Raw genomic sequence first — 19,218 nt, 5'->3', positions numbered from 1 at the left:
ACCCTTATGCACCCACACATGATCAAACTGTTGAGCCTCTCGGGTCTGACCCTCGGCCTGCTCGCGGCCAGCCAGGGCGTGCGCGCCGACGAGATCAAGGCGCCGACCTTCAGCGCCGAACCGTGCTGCAGCCTGTGCCCGGCGGCCCACGACGCGAAGAACTACACCACGCGCTACCAGCAGAACTTCACCACCCTGGTGCAAGCCCAGGGCGACTGGCTGTTCCGTACCCAGGAAGACCTGCGCACCGAATTCGACACCAGCCCCGCCGGCTACAAACGCATGCAACAGCTGCACGATGCGTTCAAGGCCAAGGGCGTGGAACTGGTGGTGGTCTACCAGCCGACCCGCGGCCTGGTGAACCGCAACAAGCTCAACCCCGAAGAGAAAGCCGCGTTCGATTTCGACAAGGCCCTGGGCAACTACAAGAGCATGCTCGGCCGTTTCGCCAAGATGGGCTACGTGGTGCCGGACCTGTCGCCGTTGACCAACGAGCAGTTGCCCGATGAATTACCGGCCCACGATTTCTACTTCCGCGGCGACCAGCACTGGACCCCTTACGGCGCCCAGCGCACCGCGAAAATCGTCGGTGCCAAAGTGCGCGCGATGCCCGAGTTCGCCGAGATTCCCAAGCGCGAATTCGAAACCAAGCGCTCCGGGCGCATGGGCAAGACCGGCACCCTGCACAACATGGCCGGGCAACTGTGCGGCACCAGCTACGCGATCCAGTACATGGACCAGTTCACCACCGAGCCCAAGGGCGAAGCCGGCGACGGCGACCTGTTCGGCGATTCGGGCAACCCGCAGATCACCCTGGTCGGCACCAGCCACAGCGGCAAGAACTACAACTTCGCCGGCTTCCTCGAACAGGAAATCGGCGCCGACATCCTCAACGTCGCCTTCCCCGGCGGAGGCCTGGAAGGCTCGATGATCCAGTACCTGGGCAGCGACGAGTTCCAGAAGACCCCGCCGAAAATCCTGATCTGGGAATTCTCGCCGTTGTACCGCCTCGACCAGGAAACCATCTACCGCCAGATGATGGCGCTGCTGGACAACGGCTGCGAAGGCAAGACCGCGCAGATGAGCGCCAGCGCCACCCTGAAACCCGGCAAGAACGAATTGCTGGTCAACAGTTCGAACAAAGACCTGCGCAACGCCAACCATCAGGTCGACATCCGCTTCGCCGACCCGTCGGTGAAAACCTTGCAAGCCACCCTCTGGTACATGAACGGGCGCCACGAGGACATCAAGATCGAAAAACCCGAAACATCCGATACAGACGGGCGTTTCGCCTTTGAACTGCGCACCGACGAAGACTGGGCCTCGCAGAACTTGCTGGCCGTGGAAGTGCAGGGCCCCGAAGCGGGTGCTGCCGCGCAGAAAGTCGAAGCGAAAATTTGCACACGCAACGTATTCCCAAGCGGCGGTCAGAAGACTGCCTCACTCGGGCAATGAGGTTACCTATGCAGAAGTTATTGATCCCCACATTGCTGGGCCTGGCGATCTTCGCCGGTTCTGTGAATGCCGCCGCGCCACTGCGTCCGCCCCAGGGTTATTTCGCCCCGGTGGAAGCGTTCAAGACCGGCGACTTCAAGGACGGCTGCGACGCCATGCCGGCGCCGTACACCGGCTCGCTGCAGTTTCGCAGCAAGTACGAAGGCTCGGACAAGGCCCGTTCCACGCTGAACGTGCAGTCGGAAAAAGCCTTCCGCGACAGCACCGCCGACATCACCAAGCTGGAAAAAGACACCAGCAAGCGCGTGATGCAGTTCATGCGCGACGGTCGCCCGGAACAGTTGGAATGCACACTCAACTGGCTGACCAGCTGGGCCAAGGCGGATGCGTTGATGTCCAAGGACTTCAACCACACCGGCAAATCCATGCGTAAATGGGCGCTGGGCAGCATGGCCTCGGCCTATGTGCGCCTGAAGTTCTCCGACTCGCACCCGCTGGCCAACCATCAGCAGGAATCGCAACTGATCGAAGCCTGGTTCAACCGGCTGGCCGATCAGGTGGTGAGCGACTGGGACAACCTGCCGCTGGAAAAAACCAACAACCACTCCTACTGGGCCGCCTGGTCGGTGATGGCGACGTCCATCGCCACCAACCGTCGCGACCTGTTTGACTGGGCGGTAAAGGAATACAAAGTCGGCGCCAACCAGGTCGACGACCAGGGCTTCCTGCCCAACGAACTGAAGCGCCAGCAACGCGCGCTGTCGTACCACAACTACGCCCTGCCGCCGCTGTCGATGATCGCCAGTTTTGCCCTGGTCAACGGCGTGGACCTGCGCCAGGAAAACAACGGCGCGCTCAAACGCCTGGGCGACAAGGTGCTGGCCGGGGTCAAGGACCCGCAGATCTTCGAGCAGAAGAACGGCAAAGAGCAGGACATGAAGGACCTCAAGGAAGACATGAAATTCGCCTGGCTTGAACCCTTCTGCACCCTCTACACCTGCGCGCCGGATGTGCTCGAGCGCAAACATGGGATGCAGCCGTTCAAGACCTTCCGCCTCGGGGGCGACCTGACCAAGGTCTACGACCCGACGCACGAAAAAGGCAACAAAGGCAGCTGACGAAACGCGGTTAGAAATGTGGGAGGGGGCTTGCCCCCGATAGCAGTGTGTCATTCAACACAGATGGCGACTGTTACACCGCCATCGGGGGCAAGCCCCCTCCCACATTTGAGCAATACAACCTCCCCCCGGATTCGTGGGGGGGTTTGGGGGGGCTGCGGCCCTTGACTGTTGGTTAAACATGGAGAGATCGGGATGGTTTTCTCGTCCAATGTGTTCCTGTTTCTGTTCTTGCCGATCTTTCTCGGCTTGTACTACTTGAGCGGGCAACGCTATCGCAACCTGCTGCTGCTACTGGCCAGCTACGTGTTCTACGCCTGGTGGCGAGTGGACTTCCTGGCGCTGTTCGCCGCCGTCACGCTGTGGAATTACTGGATCGGCCTCAAGGTCGGTGCCGCCGGCGTGCGTACCAAGCCGGCGCAACGCTGGCTGCTGCTGGGCGTGGCGGTCGACCTGTGCATCCTCGGCTACTTCAAGTACGCCAACTTCGGCGTCGACAGCATCAACGTGATGATGAAGTCGGCGGGCCTGGAGCCGTTCATCCTGACCCACGTACTGTTGCCGATCGGGATCTCGTTCTACATCTTCGAGTCCATCAGCTACATCATCGACGTGTATCGCGGCGACACTCCGGCCACGCGCAACCTCATCGACTTTGCCGCGTTCGTGGCGATCTTCCCGCACCTGATCGCCGGCCCCGTCCTGCGCTTTCGCGACCTGGCCGACCAGTTCAACAACCGCACCCACACCCTCGACAAGTTCTCCGAAGGCTGTACGCGGTTCATGCAGGGGTTCATCAAGAAGGTCTTCATCGCCGACACCCTGGCGGTGGTGGCCGACCATTGCTTCGCCCTGCAAAACCCCACCACCGGTGATGCCTGGCTCGGTGCGCTGGCGTACACCGCGCAGTTGTACTTCGACTTCTCCGGCTACAGCGACATGGCCATCGGCCTGGGCTTGATGATGGGTTTCCGCTTCATGGAAAACTTCAAGCAGCCGTACATCAGCCAGTCGATCACCGAGTTCTGGCGGCGCTGGCACATCAGCCTGTCGACCTGGCTGCGCGACTACCTCTACATCACCCTGGGCGGCAACCGTAAAGGCACGCTGATCACCTACCGCAACCTGTTCCTGACCATGCTGCTCGGTGGTCTGTGGCACGGCGCGAACATCACCTACATCGTGTGGGGCGCCTGGCACGGCATGTGGCTGGCGATCGAGAAAGCCATCGGCCTGAACACCTCGCCGCGCAGCTTCAACCCGATCCGCTGGGCGCTGACCTTCCTGCTGGTGGTGATGGGCTGGGTGATCTTCCGTTCCGAAAACCTGCACGTCGCCGGGCGCATGTACGGCGCGATGTTCAGCTTTGGCGAATGGTCGCTGTCGGAACTCAACCGCGCCAGCCTCACCGGCCTGCAAGTGGCGACCCTGGTGGTGGCCTACGCAACGTTGGCGTTCTTTGGCCTGCGCGACTTCTACAGCAACCGCCCTGCCGAGAAAACCAAGGCGGCCGACCCGAGCCTGATCAAGGCCGTACCGGGCGACGACCCAGGCAGCATCCACCAGCCAGGTTTCACCGTGGGCAAAGACGCCGCCGTGCAACCGGCCTACTGGACCGCTGACTGGCCACGCTACGCCATGCGCGCGGCGGTGCTGCTGCTGTTCGTGGCGTCGATTCTGAAACTGTCGGCGCAGAGTTTCTCGCCGTTCCTTTACTTCCAATTCTGAGGGAGCCGACCATGACCCGATCATTGCGCGTCCTCTATATCAGCCTGTTCCTGGTGGTGCTGCTCGCCCTGGGCGCCTGGTCGTTGCGCGGTTTCTTCGGCTTCAGCACCAATGCCGACGCCACCGTGCTCAACGGCCGCTGGACCAAAGCCGTCGAGACCCACTACGACGAACAGTTCCCGATCAAGCGCCTGGGCACCAACCTCTGGGCCGCGCTGGACTACAAGCTGTTCAATGAAGGCCGCCCCGGCGTAGTGCTGGGCCGCGATCACTGGCTGTACAGCGACGAGGAGTTCAACCCCGCCGTCAACGAAGAGCAGAACCTGGAGGGCAACTACGCCCTGGTCGAAGGCGTGCGCCAGCAGCTCAAGGCCCAAGGCATTCAACTGGTGCTCGCCATCGTGCCGGCCAAGGTGCGCCTGTACCCGGAACACCTGGGTGACGTGAAACCGGCGAGCATCCACGCCAACCTGTACCAGGACTTCCACGCCCGTGTCGCCGCCGACAAGATCCTCGCCCCCGACCTGCTTGGCCCGCTGCAACAGGCCAAGCTCGGCGGCCAGCAAGTGTTCCTGCGCACCGACACCCACTGGACCCCGGACGGTGCCGAAATCGCCGCCAAGCAACTGGCCAAGGCGATCGCCGACAAGGCCCCACTGAGCGGAGAACCGCAGCGCTTTGTCACCGAAGCCGAGAAAACCGCACCGCACAAGGGCGACCTGCGCCTGTTCCTGCCGCTCGACCCGCTGTTCGAAAACCTGATGCCGCCCAAGGAGCCGCTGGAAAAACGCGTCACGCACCTGGCCGAAACCAAAGGCGACGACGCGCTGTTCAGCGACAGCGAAACCCCGGTGGCACTGGTCGGCACCAGCTACAGCGCCAACCCCAACTGGAACTTCGTCGGGGCGCTCAAGCAAGCCCTGGGCAGCGACGTGATCAGCTACGCCGAAGACGGCCATGGCCCGATCCTGCCGATGCTCAGCTACCTCAAAAGCGATGACTTCAAGAACCGCCCGCCCCAGGTGCTGATCTGGGAGTTCCCCGAACGCTATCTGCCTGTCAACAACGAAATCGGCGATGCCGACCCGCAGTGGGTCGCGCAACTCAAACAAGCCGGTGCGCGCCAACAGAACATGGCTCTGAACACTCCAGCTAAACACCCAAAATCCGAGACGCCCGAACGGGCGCAAAACTGAAAGAGAGGTAACTCACATGACTTTCACTACTACTCCGCGTCGTCTCGCCAAGACCCTGGCCCTGGTTGCCGGCATGAGCGTTGTATCGATGTCCGCCTTCGCCGGTGACGCGGCCTTGTACGGCCCTGTCGCACCGAAAGGCTCGAGCTTCGTGCGTGTCTATAACGCCTCCAATCAGGAAGTCAGCGCCACCGTCGGCGCCACCAACCTGAGCGACGTCGCCCCGTTGGCCAGCAGCGACTTCAGCTTCATGCCCGGCGGCGACTACAGCGCCAAGGTGGGCAGCCAGACCGTGTCGGTCAAGCTCGCCGCCGACCACTACTACACCCTGGTCAACAACAGCAGCGGTCAGCCGCAGTTGATCGAAGAACCGCCGTTCAAGAACAAACAGAAATCCCTGGTGCGCGTGCAGAACCTCAGCGACAAGGCCCTGACCCTGAAAACCGCCGACGGCAAGACCGACGTGGTCAAGGCCGTCGCCGCCAAAGGCCGTGGCGAGCGTGAAATCAACCCGGTGAAGGTCAGCCTGGCGCTGTACGACGGCGACAAGAAAGTCGGCGACGTAAAACCGGTAGCCCTGGAGCGTGGTGAGGCGGCGGTGCTGTACATCACCGGCTCCGGTTCAAGCCTGTCGCCAGTGTGGGTGAAACGCCCCGTGTCGACCCGCTAAACATTTCTCGGACTGACAGCAACCCACTGTAGGAGCGAGCTTGCTCGCGAAAATCGCCACTGATGACGCGGGCATTCTGGATGTACGCGGTGTCTGGAAGTTCTTCGCGAGCAAGTTCGCGCCTACAGAGGGCAGAGGCGTCAGTTCGGACCGAGACAAAAACAAGAGTGGAACGACAAACCTTCGTAGCTCTGACCCAAATCGATTCAAGGAGAAACAGCATGATCCCAGTAATCCTTTCCGGTGGTAGCGGCTCACGTCTTTGGCCGCTTTCGCGCAAACAGTTTCCTAAACAGTTCCTGGCCCTGACCGGCGAGCACACGCTGTTCCAGCAAACCCTGGAGCGCCTGGTATTCGATGGCATGGACACTCCAATCGTGGTCTGCAACAAAGACCATCGGTTCATCGTCAACGAGCAACTGAGCGTGCGCAAGCTGGAAGCCCAGCGCATCCTGATGGAACCCTTCGGTCGCAACACCGCGCCAGCCGTGGCGCTGACCGCGATGATGCTGGTCAACGAAGGCCGCGATGAGCTGATGCTGGTGCTGCCGGCCGACCATGTGATCGACGACCAGAAAGCCCTGCAACGCGCCCTGGCCCTGGCCACCGTGGCCGCCGAGCGTGGCGAGATGGTGCTGTTCGGCGTGCCGGCGACCCGTCCGGAAACCGGTTATGGCTACATCAAGTCCGCCAACGATTCGCTGCTGCCCGAAGGCGTGAGCCGCGTGCAACAGTTCGTGGAAAAACCCGATGAAAAACGCGCCGTCGAGTTCGTCAAAAGCGGCGGTTACTTCTGGAACAGCGGCATGTTCCTGTTCCGCGCCAGCCGCTTCCTCGAAGAGCTGAAAAAGCACGACCCGGACATCTACGACACCTGCGTGCTGACCCTCGAACGCAGCGAGCAGACCGCCGACACCGTGACCTTCGACGAAGCCACCTTCGCCTGCTGCCCGGACAATTCCATCGACTACGCGGTGATGGAAAAAACCCAGCGCGCCTGCGTGGTGCCGCTGAGCGCGGGCTGGAGCGACGTGGGTTGCTGGGCGTCGCTGTGGGCGGTCAACGATAAAGACGTCAACGGCAACGTCACCAAAGGCGACGTGGTGATCCAGGACAGCAAGAACTGCATGATCCACGGCAACGGCAAGCTGGTGTCGGTGATCGGCCTGGAAAACATCGTGGTGGTGGAAACCAAGGACGCGATGATGATTGCCCACAAGGACAAGGTCCAGGGCGTCAAGCAGATGGTCGCCACCCTCAACGAACAAGGGCGCAGCGAAACCCAGAACCACTGCGAAGTCTACCGTCCGTGGGGCTCCTACGACTCGGTCGACATGGGCGGGCGGTTCCAGGTCAAGCACATCTCGGTCAAGCCGGGCGCGTGCCTGTCGCTGCAGATGCACCACCACCGCGCCGAACACTGGATCGTGGTCAGCGGCACCGCCGAAGTCACCTGTGACGAGAACGTGTTCCTGCTCTGCGAGAACCAGTCCACCTACATCCCGATCGCCTCGGTACACCGCTTGCGCAATCCGGGCAAGATCCCGCTGGAGATCATCGAAGTGCAATCGGGCAGCTATTTGGGCGAAGACGATATCGAGCGGTTTGAGGATATCTACGGTCGCTCGACGCCGGTGGAACGTGGCGTGTCGGTGAAAACGATCGCGCAGTAAAACAGTCGTAAAAGAAGCCCTCGCCCAGGTCATTGCGTCCCCTATCCGCAGTGGCTTGGGTGGGGGCTTTTTGTTTGGGATTTGCGCTGGTTGTGAGGGCCTCATCGGGGGCAAGCCCCCTCCCACATTTAAATGTATTCACAGATCAAAGGTGGGAGGGGGCTTGCCCCCGATGAGGCCCGCCCGGCCACCGCAGCACTCAAGGTAGCCAATCCCACCTACGCTTAAGTTAGGATGCTCGTTCCCTATTCGAGGTGGTCTCCATGTTCTTCGGCGTTCTCCTGATCATCACCTGGCTGGTCCTGCTGCTGCGCTATCCGGCCAAAGCCCTACCCGTATCGCTGGCCGCCGCTGTGGGCCTGGGGCTGGTGGGCGTGTGGGTGGTGTGGTTGGACAATCGTGAAGCGTCGCAACTGGCGCGCCTGGAGCTGCGCATTGTCTACGCCCCGCAGGACTGCCCGGCCGACCGCCCACTGAAGCTGACCCTGAACAACGGCAACGACGTACCGCTGACCGAACTGCGCTGGCGCGTCGCTGCCTATGCGCCGGGCGATACGGTCAACCTGGCCGACAACGTCTACGCTGCCCCACGCTATCGCGGCCCCGGCGAGTTGCAGGCCGGCGCCACCTGGGACGACTGCCTGCCCACCCCGCCGCTGCGCCCTGGCTACCGCCCGCAAACCCTGGAATTTCGCGCCGAGCATTTGCAAGGCAGCTTCTCGGACTGACAAAGGACCGATCCATGCCCAACGTACTCATCACCGGTTGCTCCAGCGGCATCGGGCGCGCCTTGGCCGAGGCCTTCAAATCCGCCGGCTTCGACGTGTGGGCCAGCGCCCGCCAACCGGAAGACGTCGCCGGCTTGTCCGCCGCCGGCTTCAACGCGGTGCAACTGGACGTCAACGACAGCGCCGCCTTGCAGCACCTGGCCGAGCAGTGGGGCGAGCTGGATGTGCTGGTCAACAACGCCGGCTACGGCGCCATGGGCCCGTTGCTCGACGGCGGCACCGAGGCGCTGCAGTGTCAGTTCGAAACCAACGTATTTTCCATCGTCGGCGTGACCCAGGCGTTCTTCCCCGCGCTGCGTCGCGGCAAAGGCCTGGTGGTGAATATCGGCAGCGTTTCCGGGGTGCTGGTGACGCCATTCGCTGGCGCCTACTGCGCCTCCAAAGCCGCCGTGCATGCCTTGAGCGATGCCCTGCGCATGGAACTGGCGCCGTTTGGCGTGCGGGTGATGGAAGTGCAACCGGGCGCAATCGATACCCGCTTTGCGAAAAACGCCGGGGCCCAGGCGGAGCTGTTGATCAACGAACAATCGCCGTGGTGGCCGTTGCGCGAAGGCATCCGCGCGCGCTCCCGGGCCTCCCAGGACAACCCAACACCGGCCAGCCGATTTGCCAGCCAGGTCCTGAACGCCGTGCAACAACCGACACCGCCCCGCTTATTGCGCGCGGGCAATGGCAGTCGGGCACTGCCGTTGATGGCGGCGTTACTGCCCAAAGGGTTGTTGGAAAACGTATTGAAGCGACGCTTTGGTTTGAATAGGAGTTTGTAAATGATCGACTACAGCGACTTTTTCGAAGAAGTGATCCAGACCCACGTCGAGATCGAACAGTGGTTCGCCGGCGTGGCGCCTGAAGGCACGCTGCAAAGGCTGCTCGCGCGCTTCTCGCCGGAGTTCAGCATGATTGCGCCCTCCACCGGCACACGCATGAACGCCGCTGGGGTCAATTACCTGTTCACCCGCCTGGGCGGCCAGCGGCCAGGGTTGAAGATCACCTTGAGCGAACTGAGCGGCATTGACCGGCATGCCCGCGGCGCCGTCGTCAGTTACCGCGAACATCAGATCGACGACAGCGGCACCCAGACCGATCGCCGCGCCACGGTGGTCTTCGAGAAACAGGCCAGCGGCGCACTGCTGTGGCGCCATTTGCACGAGACGTACTGCCAGGCCTGAACCGCCAGGCAACACCCCGCCAGTATGCGCGCAAGCCTCCCCCCGCTTGCGCGCACAGCCCAACGCCCTGAGTCCCCCGCTCATTGGCGGCAATACAATTTCGCTACAGAACTGAACGGACACTCTCGCTAGAGTGACGCGCTGACCTCTGACTCAACACGCTCAGACCTCATACCTCGCTTGTCGTTGATCGCTGTTCGCGTCGATTCGACACAGTCGTTCCGGTACCTCTTGGGTGACCCCTATCAAGCCTTTAAACAAATCGCGCGCCTGTCGGACGCTGCTCACACTGTCACTGGGGTTAACTGCGGTGACAGGCTGTTCGGTCGCACCTCTGCCCGCGTTGAAACCGCCCGCGCCAGAGGCATGGCGCAATGCACCGTCCCCTCTGGCGCCGGCCAAGCCCGACCTCAATCGGTGGTGGCACGCCTTCAATGATCCTGAACTCGATACCCTGGTGGATCAGGCATTGCACAACAACCTCGACGTCGCCGCCGCAGTCGAGCGCCTGCGGGCTGCGCGAGTGCTGAGCCAACATTCGCAAGCGCCCTATCTGCCCTCGCTCGGGATCAAGACCCACGACGCGATAAGCCCCGACACCAGCAGTTCGTACTTCCTGATCGGCTTCGATGCGCAATGGGAACTGCCACTGTTCGGCGCCAGGCAGAGCGCGGATCGCATCGCCGAGGGCAACCAGGCGCTGGTGGCCGCCGACTTGCGCAGCGTCCAGGTGTCGCTGGTCGCAGAAGTCACCCGGCATTGGGTTGAGCTGCGTTCGGCGCAACACGCCGAACGCGCGCTGACGGCCATTCGTGACGCTCAGCAGGAAAAACTGGCGCTGCTGCGCGTGCGCGAGCAACTTGCCCTGGCGCCGCACGCTGACGTGGCGGGCGCCGAGGCTGAACTGGCGCGAGCCGAGATGCAGATGAGCGGGCCGCAACAACGGATCCACCGCCATGCCCAGCAGTTGGCGCTGTTGTCGGGTAGGCCAGAGCCCGACCCGCGCTGGCTGCAGCCCGGACCGCAGCCCACGCTCGGCCAGTGGCAACTCAACAACGTGCCGGCGGACCTGCTGCGCACACGCCCGGAAATTGCCAACGCCGAGGCCGAGGTTCTTGTGGCCGCCGGGGAGTTGGGGATGAGCCGCGCCGATATCTACCCGCATCTCAGCCTGGGCGCTTCGTTGCAGTGGTCGCTGAACATTGCCAGCAACCGCAAGCGCACGCCCAGCGGCAACAGCATTTTCTCGGCCGGGCCGGGGATCAGCATCCCGTTGTTCGACTGGGGCCAACGTATCGCCACTGCCCGCGCGAAAGACCACCTGTTGCAGGCAGCGGTTCTGACTTATCGCCAGGCCGTGTTGCAAGGCGTTGCCGAAGCCGAAATCGCCCTGGGCGACCTCGAACAAACGCGCCTGCGCGAGCACGCCTCGCGCCAGGCCCATAAGGCGACGCAGACGCGCCTGGAGGCCTTGCAACAACGCGAGCGCCTGGGGCTCATGAGCCCACTGGAGCTGACGAGCGCCCATGTGCAGGCACTGCAAGCCATGCGACAGGCCGACAGCGCCAGCACCGAACGGGACATCGCCTACATCGCGCTTTATAAAGCCCTGGGCGGCGCACCGTTACCGAACCCGACAGTGAAGGATGCTGACTGATGGTGGCGCTTGCCCGTCTGACACTGATCCACGAATGGCGGCGCTTCCTGCCCGCGATGATTGCCGTAGGCTTCGCGGGGCTGCTGCAGTTGCTCCAGGCCGCGCTGGTGCTGGGTATTTTCGGCAGTGCCAGCGTCTATATCACCGGCTCTACGGCGGACCTCTGGGTCGGTTACCCCGGCACGCAAAGCGTCAACCTCGGGAGACCGATCGATGCCGGCGTGGAAATGCGCCTGCGCATGGACGCCGATGTCCTGCGTGTCGAGTCGTTTCGCTGGGTCGACGCCGATTGGCGCGGTGCGCGAGATACCGGTGGCGTGTCGGTGTTTGTCAGCGGCATCGACGCCGGGCCAGACGGCCTGATGTTTGCGCGCGCCCTGCCGACGGCACTGCGCGCCCGCCTGGCCGAGCCCGGTGCGGTGATCGTCGACCGCGCCGATCTGAGCACCCTGGGCGTGAACCTGGGGGACGCCGCGACCATCAACGGGCAACGTGTGCGCGTGGTGGGCGTCACCAGCGGCCTGCGCGCGCTGGGCGGGGTCAATGTGCTGGCGTCGCTGGCCACCGCCCGGCAGCTCGACACCACCACCGCAGCAGACCGCATCACCTACCTGGTGGCCAAAGTGCGCGATCCCGCTCAGGCCGGTGCGGTTGCCGCGCGCCTGAGCAACGGTCCTGCGTTCGGTAACTATTCGGTATGGACCGCACAACAGTTCGCCCAGCGCTCGCAGATGTATTGGATGTTCGACACCGGCGCCGGTGCCGGCGTGCTGTTTCTGGCCGCGATTGTGTTCCTGGTGGGCGCGGTCATCACCAGCCAGACGCTGGTCGCCGCCGTCGTCGGTTCCATCCGCGAATACGCCACCTTGAACGCCCTTGGCGTCGGCTTGAATGCCCTGCGCAAAGTGGTCATGGAGCAGGCTTTCTGGGTCGGGGCACTGGGGCTGCTGGGCAGTTCGGTGCTCGCCGGCCTGTTCTTCGCCCTGGCGGCGCACTACAACGTGCCGGTGCAGCTTTCGCCCGTCGCGGCCCTCGCCTGCCTGTGCCTGAGCATGCTCCTGGCACTCGTGTCGGGCCTGGCGGCCATCCGCACCTTACGCCACGCCGACCCGGCCAGCCTTCTGAGATAGCACTGCCATGAGTCTCCTGACATCCGCCACACCCTTCACGCTGCAAGCCAGCAGTATCAGTAAATCGTTCACCTCGGGGCGGGTCGTAACCCCAGTGCTGCATGACATTACCCTGGCGATACGGCCCGGCGAACTGACCCTGATCTCAGGCCCGTCCGGCTGTGGCAAAAGCACGCTACTGGCGATCCTCAGCGGCCTGCAGCAGCCCGACCGCGGCAGCGCATCGGCCCTGGGGCACAACCTTTCAAGCCTCGACACGCGGGCCCTGGAGTATTTTCGCCTGCGCCACACCGGCTTCGTATTCCAGGGGTTCAACCTGTTTCCGGCGTTGACTGCGCAGCAACAGGTCGAACTGCCCTTGAGCTACCTGGGGCTGCCGAGCACGGAAGTCCGAGCGCGCGCCATTGAGGCGCTGGAGGACGTCGGGCTGGGCTCGCGCATGCAACTGCGCCCGGCCGAATTGTCCGGCGGCGAAAAGCAGCGCGTAGCGATTGCACGCGCCGTGGCAAAGGCCCCCGAGTTGTTGTTCGCCGACGAACCGACCAGCGCCCTCGATGCGGCCAACGGCCAGATCGTGATCGATATTTTGCACCGCATCGCCCGCACGCGTGGCACCACGGTGCTGTGCGTCAGCCACGATCCGCGCCTGATCAGTAATTGCGACCGCGTGCTGACCATAGAAGACGGCCGCATTTTGAACGATCAATCCCTTCCCTTCCAACCGGCCGCTATGGTCGGAACCCAGGAACACTCTGTATGAACGCGCGCCCGCTTCGCTCTTGGCTGCTTCTGAGTACCGCACTTGTATTGCTGAGCGCCTGCTCCCGTGAAGATGCGCCTTCCACGCCGACGTCATCGGCGCCAACCTACCTGGCCGTCGCACGCGGCCGTATCGATGTGGAAGGCGGTTTGCTCAAGCTCGGCGCGAGTCGCGACGGCGTGGTCGCCGAGATCAAGGTGACGGAAGGCGAGCAGGTCAAGAAAGGCCAACTGCTCGCCACCCTGGACAGTGAACTGGCGCAACTGGCAGTCGCCGCCGCACTGACCGAGCAACGCCAAGTGCAGATCCAAGCCAAACAGTTGGCAAGGCAGCTCAAGTTCGCCGAGCAGCAGGCCAGCCGCCTGACCGCCGCCGCCAAGGCAGGCGCCGGCGACAGCCAGAGTGCCGATGGGGCCCACGAGGCCGCCGAGCGCTTGCGCGACGAGACTGAAAAGACTCAGACAGACGCCGAAGTCGCCGCGAGAAAGCTGACGGCGGCACGCTACGAACTGGCGCAACGCAGCCTGCGTGCGCCGGTCGACGCCGAGGTGGTTCGGCGCCTGATTCAACCCGGTGCCGCAGTGTCTGCACAGTCCGGGCCGGCTTTCGTTTTGTTGCCGAACCAGGCGCGTATCGTAAGGGCTGAGCTCAACGAGTCATTCACCGGCGCGGTGCGCCCCGGGATGAAGGCCGAAGTCACCGATGACAGCGCCGATGGTTCAGTGGCGCTGACCGCCCATGTGGTGCGGATCAGCGCGGTACTGGGCAACAGCACCCTGGAAGACGACGCCTTGGTCAGGGCCAATACGCGTACCGTTGAATGCATATTGGCGTTCGATCAGCCGGCGCCGCCTTCTCTGCGCGTGGGGCAGCGCCTGCTGGTGCGGTTTGGGCCGTAGGTAATCGTCACGACCCGCCCAGCCCGACAGAGGTTCAGTGCTGGATAGAGTCGACAATCACCGTGCAGGTAATCCCCGCCGCCAACAACACGCCTTCGGGCACTTCATCGATATGAATCCGCACCGGCACGCGCTGGGCCAAGCGCACCCAGTTGAAGGTCGGGTTCACGTCGGCGATCAGTTCGCGGCTCTCGGGGTTGTCGCGGTCGTAGATGCCGCGGGAGATGCTTTCCACATGGCCCTTGAGGGTTTCGCCGCTCATCAACTGCATATCGGCCTTATCGCCGACCTTGACGTGGGGCAGTTTGGTTTCTTCGAAGAAGCCATAGACCCAGAACGAGTTCATATCGACCACGGCCATCTTGGCTTCGCCGATGCGCGCGTAGTCACCGCGATGCACGTTGAGGTTGGTGACGTAGCCGTCGACGGCCGCCACCACTTGCGTGCGTTTCAAGTTCAGTTCGGCGGCTTCCAGTTGTGCCTGGGCGTGCTGGTAGTCGGCGAGGGCCGAGTCGGCGACGTTGCTGGCGTCGTCGCGGTTTTCCCTGGAGATCACCAGCGCGTCGAGGTCGGCGCGGCGGTGGGCGTTGTCTTTGCGCATTTCCCAGGTGGCTTTGCGCGATGCGACAAGGGCTTGTGCCTGTTTGACGGCGAGGCGGTAGTGTTCGGGGTCGATCTGCATCAGCAGGTCGCCCTTTTTCACCAACTGGTTGTCACGCACCGGCACGTCGACCACTTCGCCGGTGACGTCGGCGGCGACGTTGATGATGTCGGCACGCACGCGGCCATCGCGGGTCCAGGGGGTTTCCATGTAATGCACCCACAGCGTGCGGCCAATCCAGATCGCCAGAGCCAGAACCAGCAAGGTCGCGAGCAGGCTGAAAAACTTTTTCATCGGGGCATTCTCAACGGTAGACGGTCAGCGCCAGGGCGCCGAACAGGCAAACGAACAGGCTCAGGCGCAGCAACGCCGGGTGCCAGAAAAAACGGTACAGATCGAACCCCGCCAGGAAGCGGTCCAGCGCCCAGGCCAACCCCGCCGCGATCAAAAACATCAGGGTCACGGTCGGCATGTAAATGCCGTGGAACGCGATTTCACGAGGCATGCCCAGCTCCTTTCAACATAAGCGCGCCTTGGGGCTTGTAGGCCGCCAGCGGCGATTGCGGGTCCAGCAGCGAAGTGCGGATGAAGTGCAGGTAGCTTTTCACCCGACGCAGGGCCGAGGTATCGAAGTGCGGCGCGAAGGGTTCGTCGGTCGCCTGCACGCGGCTGATCGCATGGTCGACGGCAATCAGCCCGCGCTCCAGGTTGCTGGCGCTGGGTTGCAGGAACAGGCGCACCAGTGAGCGGCCCATCACGCGGATCGCCTGGCGCCATGGCTGGGATTCGGCGTAGGCCGGGTGGATCGGCAAGATCGCCTGTTCCTTGCGCAACTCGATGATCGCATGGCCGACTTCAAGCACCACGAACATCCAGCGCAGCAGGTTGCGTTGCACTTGCGGCTGGCCGACAGCGAGGCCGTAGGCCTGGTGCAGCAGGTCGCGGGTGCGGCTTTCGAAACTCGACGCCAGGCCCTTGAGCTTGCCGCTGATCGCGTACACCACTTGCTCGCGCAGGTCCTGTTCCAGGCGGCGCCACAGCCAGCGGCTGTTGGGCGGCAGGATGATCGCCCCTGCCGCCGCGCACACCAGCATGCCGATGATCATCGCGATGTAGTCGTTGATAAAGTTGTAGGGGTTGTAGACCGTGAGGTTGTCCGGCACCGAACCGGTGCTGAAAAAGATCAGCAGGCCCACGCCGACCCCGGCGTATTGCGGGCGTGAAGCGAGGAAGGCGCCGAGGATGATCACCGGCGCGAGCATCACGCACAGCAGCGGGAAGCCGTCGATCCAGGGAAACACGAAAAACATTTCGACGAAGCCCACCAGCGCCCCGATCAGGGTGCCGCACGCCATCTGGAACGCCATGCGTTTGGGGTTCGGCGTGGCGGCGGACAGGCCGACGGTGGCGGCGGCGATCATGGTCATGGTCGCGCCGCTCGGCCAAGCGGTCGCCACCCAGTAGCTGCCGAGCACGATCAGGATGAACGACGCCCGCACCCCCGAGGCCACGCAGGCCAGCCAGTTGGTTTTGGGGATGAAGGTTTCGTCCCACTGTTCCCGCGCATGGCTGTGATCGGCCAGGGAGGCGTGGGTCTGTGCGTAGTTGTGCAGGTCGTCGACGAAGCGGTAGAGCAGCTCGTAGGCGGTATGAAAGTCCAACTGCTCGTCTTCGCTCGGGTTGCCTTGCTGGAAGATCGCTCGCAGGCTGCGGACCTTGGCGGGCAAGCCGTCCTTGTAGACGCTCAACTGGTTGACCAGCCGCGCCGCGTCGGGGCTGGTGAGGGCGCGGCCGGAGAACCCGTCGAGTACCTCGGCCAAGTCCTGCAAGCCCGGTTTGATTTCGGCGACAACGTGGTCCGCGGCATCGGCACGCAGGCGTTCGAGCAACTGGTGCAAGGCGTTGAAGCGCGTGGTGATGCTCATGAATTCGCTGTTGAGGCGACTGAGCCGGCCGTTGCGCCGACGCATGTGCGGGTCTTCGAACACGGTGATGCTGCGCAGGCCTTCCAGGCCCACGGCTTCGGCGATAAAGCGCACGTTGGTGCTTTCGAAGGTTTCGCGCTGGCTGCGCCCACGCAGGCCGTCGGTGACGAACAGCGCGAATACGCCAAAGCGCTGGTACAGCGCGTTGCGCATGGCTGCACTGGAGGTCTGCGGCAGGATCGCCGCGCTGACCAGCGTGGAGACCAGAATCCCCAGGGAAATTTCCAGCACCCGCCACACGGCCGCCATGAACGCCCCGTCCGGGTGGGCCAGGGACGGCAGGCCGACCATCGCAGCGGTGTAACCGGCGAGCACAAAGCCATAGGCGCGAAAGTTGCGGTTGCGCGTGGCGCCAGCGGTGCAGATCCCCACCCAGATCGCCAGCGAGCCGAGGAACAGCTCGGTGTTCTGCGCAAACAAGGCGATCAGGAACACCATCACCGCCGACCCGGCCAAGGTGCCGAGGAAGCGATAGAAGCTCTTGGCGAACACCTGGCCGCTCTGGGGTTGCATCACGATAAACACGGTGATCATCGCGGTGCGCGGTTGCGGCAGTTCCAGGCGCATGGCCAGCCACAGCGTGGCGAACGCAGCGATCAGCACCTTGAAGATGTACACCCAGGTCACGCCGTCACTGCGTGCCCAGTCGAAAAAGCCACGGCGCCACTCAAGGGAATACAGCCAGCGCAGCGGTGCAGGCAAGGGAGTCATCAAATCCTACTCAGTGATCGAACACGGCGAGCGCCGCCGGGGTCTTGCTCGGGACAGTCTTGGTGTCTTGCGGAACATCGTTGCCGGCGCCCAGCCCGCCGCCCAGGGCAGTCACCAGGTCGGCGTGGGCCGTCAGACGCGCGGCCTGCACCTGCTGCTCGACTTGCTGCTGGCGGAACAACAGGGTCTGGGCGTTCAGCACATTGAGGTAATCGGTAAGGCCGCGCTGGTAGGCGATCATCGCGATGTCGTAGGTTTTCTGCGCCGAGGCCACCGACTCTGCGGCGAAGCCCTTTTGCTTGTCCATGGATTCGCGGCGGATCAACTGGTCGCTGATGCCCTTGAGCGCGTTGACCAGGGTCTGGTTGTAATGCGCCACGGCGATGTCATAGCCGGCGCTGGCTTCACCCAGCTGCGAACGCAGGCGGCCGCCGTCGAAGATCGGCAGGGTGATGGCCGGACCGACGTTGTAGTTGAATTTCTTGCCGGCCAGAAAACCCAGCATGCCGCCGCCGGTGGCCATGTAGCCGAGGCTGCCGACCAGATCGACGTTGGGGTAGAAACCGGCGTGCGCGACATCGATGCCACGCGCCTGCGCTGCCACCTGCCAACGGCTGGCGACCACGTCCGGGCGCTGGCCGAGCAATTGCGCGGGCAGGCTGGATGGCAATTTCAGCGGCGCGCCGAGGGACAAGGTCGGACGTTGCAGTCGCGCGCCCTCGCCCGGGCCTTTACCCGCCAACGCCGCCAACTGGTTGCGGCTCAGGGCGATCTCTTCGTCCAGGGCATCGAGTTGGCGATGGGTCTCGGGCAACGGGGTTTCGGCCTGGCTCACATCGAAATGCGTGCCAATGCCCGCGTTCAGGCGTTTATTCGCCAGATCGAGAATCTGCTGTTGCTGGGCCAGCGTGGCCGCGACGATGTCGCGGTTGGCGTAATGCAACGACAGCTGGATATAGGCGCGCACTACGTTGTTCTGCAGTTCGAGCTGGGCCTGGCGTGCTTCGGCCACGCTCATGTGCGCCAGGTCGACGGCACGCTCGGTGGCGTTGCTTTCGCGGCCCCACAGGTCGAGGGCATAGCTGAAGCCCAGGGACGTATTGTTGTCCCAGGTGTTGGAACCGCTCAATGCACCCGGGCCGTAGAACTGGTCGTTCGGCCAGTTGTGGCGCTTGAGGGTGGTGTCGCTGTTGATCTGCAACGACTCGGCCGACTCGACAATCCCGGCCATGGCCCGCGCTTCACGCACACGCGCGGCAGCCATGGCCAGGCTCGGGCTGTCGTGGGTCGCGAGTTCGACCCAGCGGTTGAGCTGGGGATCGCCGTAGGCCTGCCACCATTGCGCGGTGGGCCAGTGGGCGTCCCGGGCGGCGCTCTGGATCGCCTCGTCGGTGGCCAGGGTATTGGCGCTGAGGGCCTGGTCTTGGGGGGCGATTCCTCCGGTTCCGATGCAGCCGCTGATTGCTAACGATAAGGCCCAAACACTGAGAGTCTTCAGCTCTCTGCTGATGCGACGCGGCACTGCTGCGAATTCCTGAGGTGGGTGATGCAGGGTAGGTGGTGTAATTCTAGGACGCGAGGGGAATGACGATAAGCTGGTATTCCTGTGAATCTTTATTACCGTTCAGGCGATAATCCCTTCGTAGGGATCACTGGTCTACGTAACTTTCTGTCACAA

Annotated in this window: 16 protein-coding genes and 1 pseudogene; 13 read left to right on the top strand and 4 right to left on the bottom strand. The window is 63.4% G+C overall.

Annotated elements, in window-relative coordinates:
- Positions 1-6: 6 nt before the first annotated feature.
- From JN756_RS05560 to JN756_RS05500, 13 genes and pseudogenes are all read left to right on the top strand, one after another.
- On the top strand, positions 7-1,455 hold the full coding sequence (locus JN756_RS05560; RefSeq protein WP_046385355.1) for an alginate O-acetyltransferase: 1,449 nt from the start codon (positions 7-9) through the stop codon (positions 1,453-1,455).
- A gap of 8 nt (positions 1,456-1,463) precedes the next feature.
- On the top strand, positions 1,464-2,573 hold the full coding sequence (locus JN756_RS05555) for a mannuronate-specific alginate lyase (RefSeq protein ID WP_126587567.1): 1,110 nt from the start codon (positions 1,464-1,466) through the stop codon (positions 2,571-2,573).
- Positions 2,574-2,768: 195 nt separating this feature from the next.
- Complete coding sequence (locus tag JN756_RS05550; protein WP_046384629.1) at positions 2,769-4,301, top strand: MBOAT family O-acyltransferase; 1,533 nt, start codon at positions 2,769-2,771, stop codon at positions 4,299-4,301.
- Between the two features lie 11 nt (positions 4,302-4,312).
- Positions 4,313-5,497: an alginate O-acetyltransferase gene (locus JN756_RS05545; RefSeq protein WP_046384630.1), complete on the top strand. Its 1,185-nt coding sequence runs from the start codon at positions 4,313-4,315 to the stop codon at positions 5,495-5,497.
- Between the two features lie 16 nt (positions 5,498-5,513).
- Positions 5,514-6,167, top strand: a complete 654-nt coding sequence (locus JN756_RS05540; protein ID WP_046384631.1) for an alginate O-acetyltransferase AlgF — start codon at positions 5,514-5,516, stop codon at positions 6,165-6,167.
- 221 nt (positions 6,168-6,388) lie between these two features.
- Complete coding sequence (locus tag JN756_RS05535; RefSeq protein ID WP_046384632.1) at positions 6,389-7,840, top strand: mannose-1-phosphate guanylyltransferase/mannose-6-phosphate isomerase; 1,452 nt, start codon at positions 6,389-6,391, stop codon at positions 7,838-7,840.
- 263 nt (positions 7,841-8,103) lie between these two features.
- Complete coding sequence (locus JN756_RS05530) at positions 8,104-8,568, top strand: hypothetical protein (RefSeq protein ID WP_017845897.1); 465 nt, start codon at positions 8,104-8,106, stop codon at positions 8,566-8,568.
- Positions 8,569-8,582: 14 nt separating this feature from the next.
- Positions 8,583-9,395: an SDR family oxidoreductase gene (locus tag JN756_RS05525; RefSeq protein ID WP_046384633.1), complete on the top strand. Its 813-nt coding sequence runs from the start codon at positions 8,583-8,585 to the stop codon at positions 9,393-9,395.
- Entirely contained in the window at positions 9,396-9,797 is a 402-nt protein-coding gene (locus JN756_RS05520) for a hypothetical protein (RefSeq protein WP_017845899.1), read from the top strand.
- A gap of 310 nt (positions 9,798-10,107) precedes the next feature.
- The gene (locus tag JN756_RS05515; RefSeq protein WP_236255083.1) at positions 10,108-11,454 is read left to right on the top strand and encodes an efflux transporter outer membrane subunit; all 1,347 of its coding nucleotides are present in this window, start codon (positions 10,108-10,110) and stop codon (positions 11,452-11,454) included.
- The gene (locus JN756_RS05510) at positions 11,454-12,584 is read left to right on the top strand and encodes an ABC transporter permease (RefSeq protein ID WP_057004278.1); all 1,131 of its coding nucleotides are present in this window, start codon (positions 11,454-11,456) and stop codon (positions 12,582-12,584) included. The genes JN756_RS05515 and JN756_RS05510 overlap by 1 nt, the downstream gene beginning before the upstream one ends.
- A gap of 109 nt (positions 12,585-12,693) precedes the next feature.
- A pseudogene (locus JN756_RS05505) lies at positions 12,694-13,344 on the top strand (ABC transporter ATP-binding protein); the annotation flags it as partial.
- The gene (locus tag JN756_RS05500) at positions 13,341-14,243 is read left to right on the top strand and encodes an HlyD family secretion protein (protein WP_201021909.1); all 903 of its coding nucleotides are present in this window, start codon (positions 13,341-13,343) and stop codon (positions 14,241-14,243) included. The pseudogene JN756_RS05505 and the gene JN756_RS05500, both read left to right, overlap by 4 nt.
- 34 nt (positions 14,244-14,277) lie before the next feature.
- Here JN756_RS05500 and JN756_RS05495 read toward each other — a convergent pair whose 3' ends face one another.
- From JN756_RS05495 to JN756_RS05480, 4 genes are read right to left on the bottom strand one after another with little or no spacing between them, the layout of a single operon-like run.
- Positions 14,278-15,138, bottom strand: a complete 861-nt coding sequence (locus JN756_RS05495) for an efflux RND transporter periplasmic adaptor subunit (protein ID WP_046384638.1) — start codon at positions 15,136-15,138, stop codon at positions 14,278-14,280.
- Between the two features lie 10 nt (positions 15,139-15,148).
- Positions 15,149-15,349, bottom strand: coding sequence for a DUF1656 domain-containing protein (locus tag JN756_RS05490; RefSeq protein WP_046384639.1), 201 nt, complete (start codon positions 15,347-15,349; stop codon positions 15,149-15,151).
- Positions 15,339-17,540 carry an FUSC family protein gene (locus JN756_RS05485; protein ID WP_079442886.1) on the bottom strand — a complete coding sequence of 734 codons (2,202 nt, stop codon included), beginning with the start codon at positions 17,538-17,540 and terminating at the stop codon, positions 15,339-15,341. The genes JN756_RS05490 and JN756_RS05485 overlap by 11 nt, the downstream gene beginning before the upstream one ends.
- A gap of 10 nt (positions 17,541-17,550) precedes the next feature.
- On the bottom strand, positions 17,551-19,062 hold the full coding sequence (locus tag JN756_RS05480) for an efflux transporter outer membrane subunit (RefSeq protein WP_201021908.1): 1,512 nt from the start codon (positions 19,060-19,062) through the stop codon (positions 17,551-17,553).
- Between the last annotated feature and the right edge of the window lie 156 nt (positions 19,063-19,218).

Source organism: Pseudomonas sp. Y39-6, assembly GCF_023651955.1.
Classification (GTDB): Bacteria; Pseudomonadota; Gammaproteobacteria; order Pseudomonadales; family Pseudomonadaceae; genus Aquipseudomonas; species Aquipseudomonas veronii.
The sequence above is the reverse complement of the archived record's forward strand: the minus strand, read 5'-3'. Positions and strand labels throughout refer to the sequence as shown.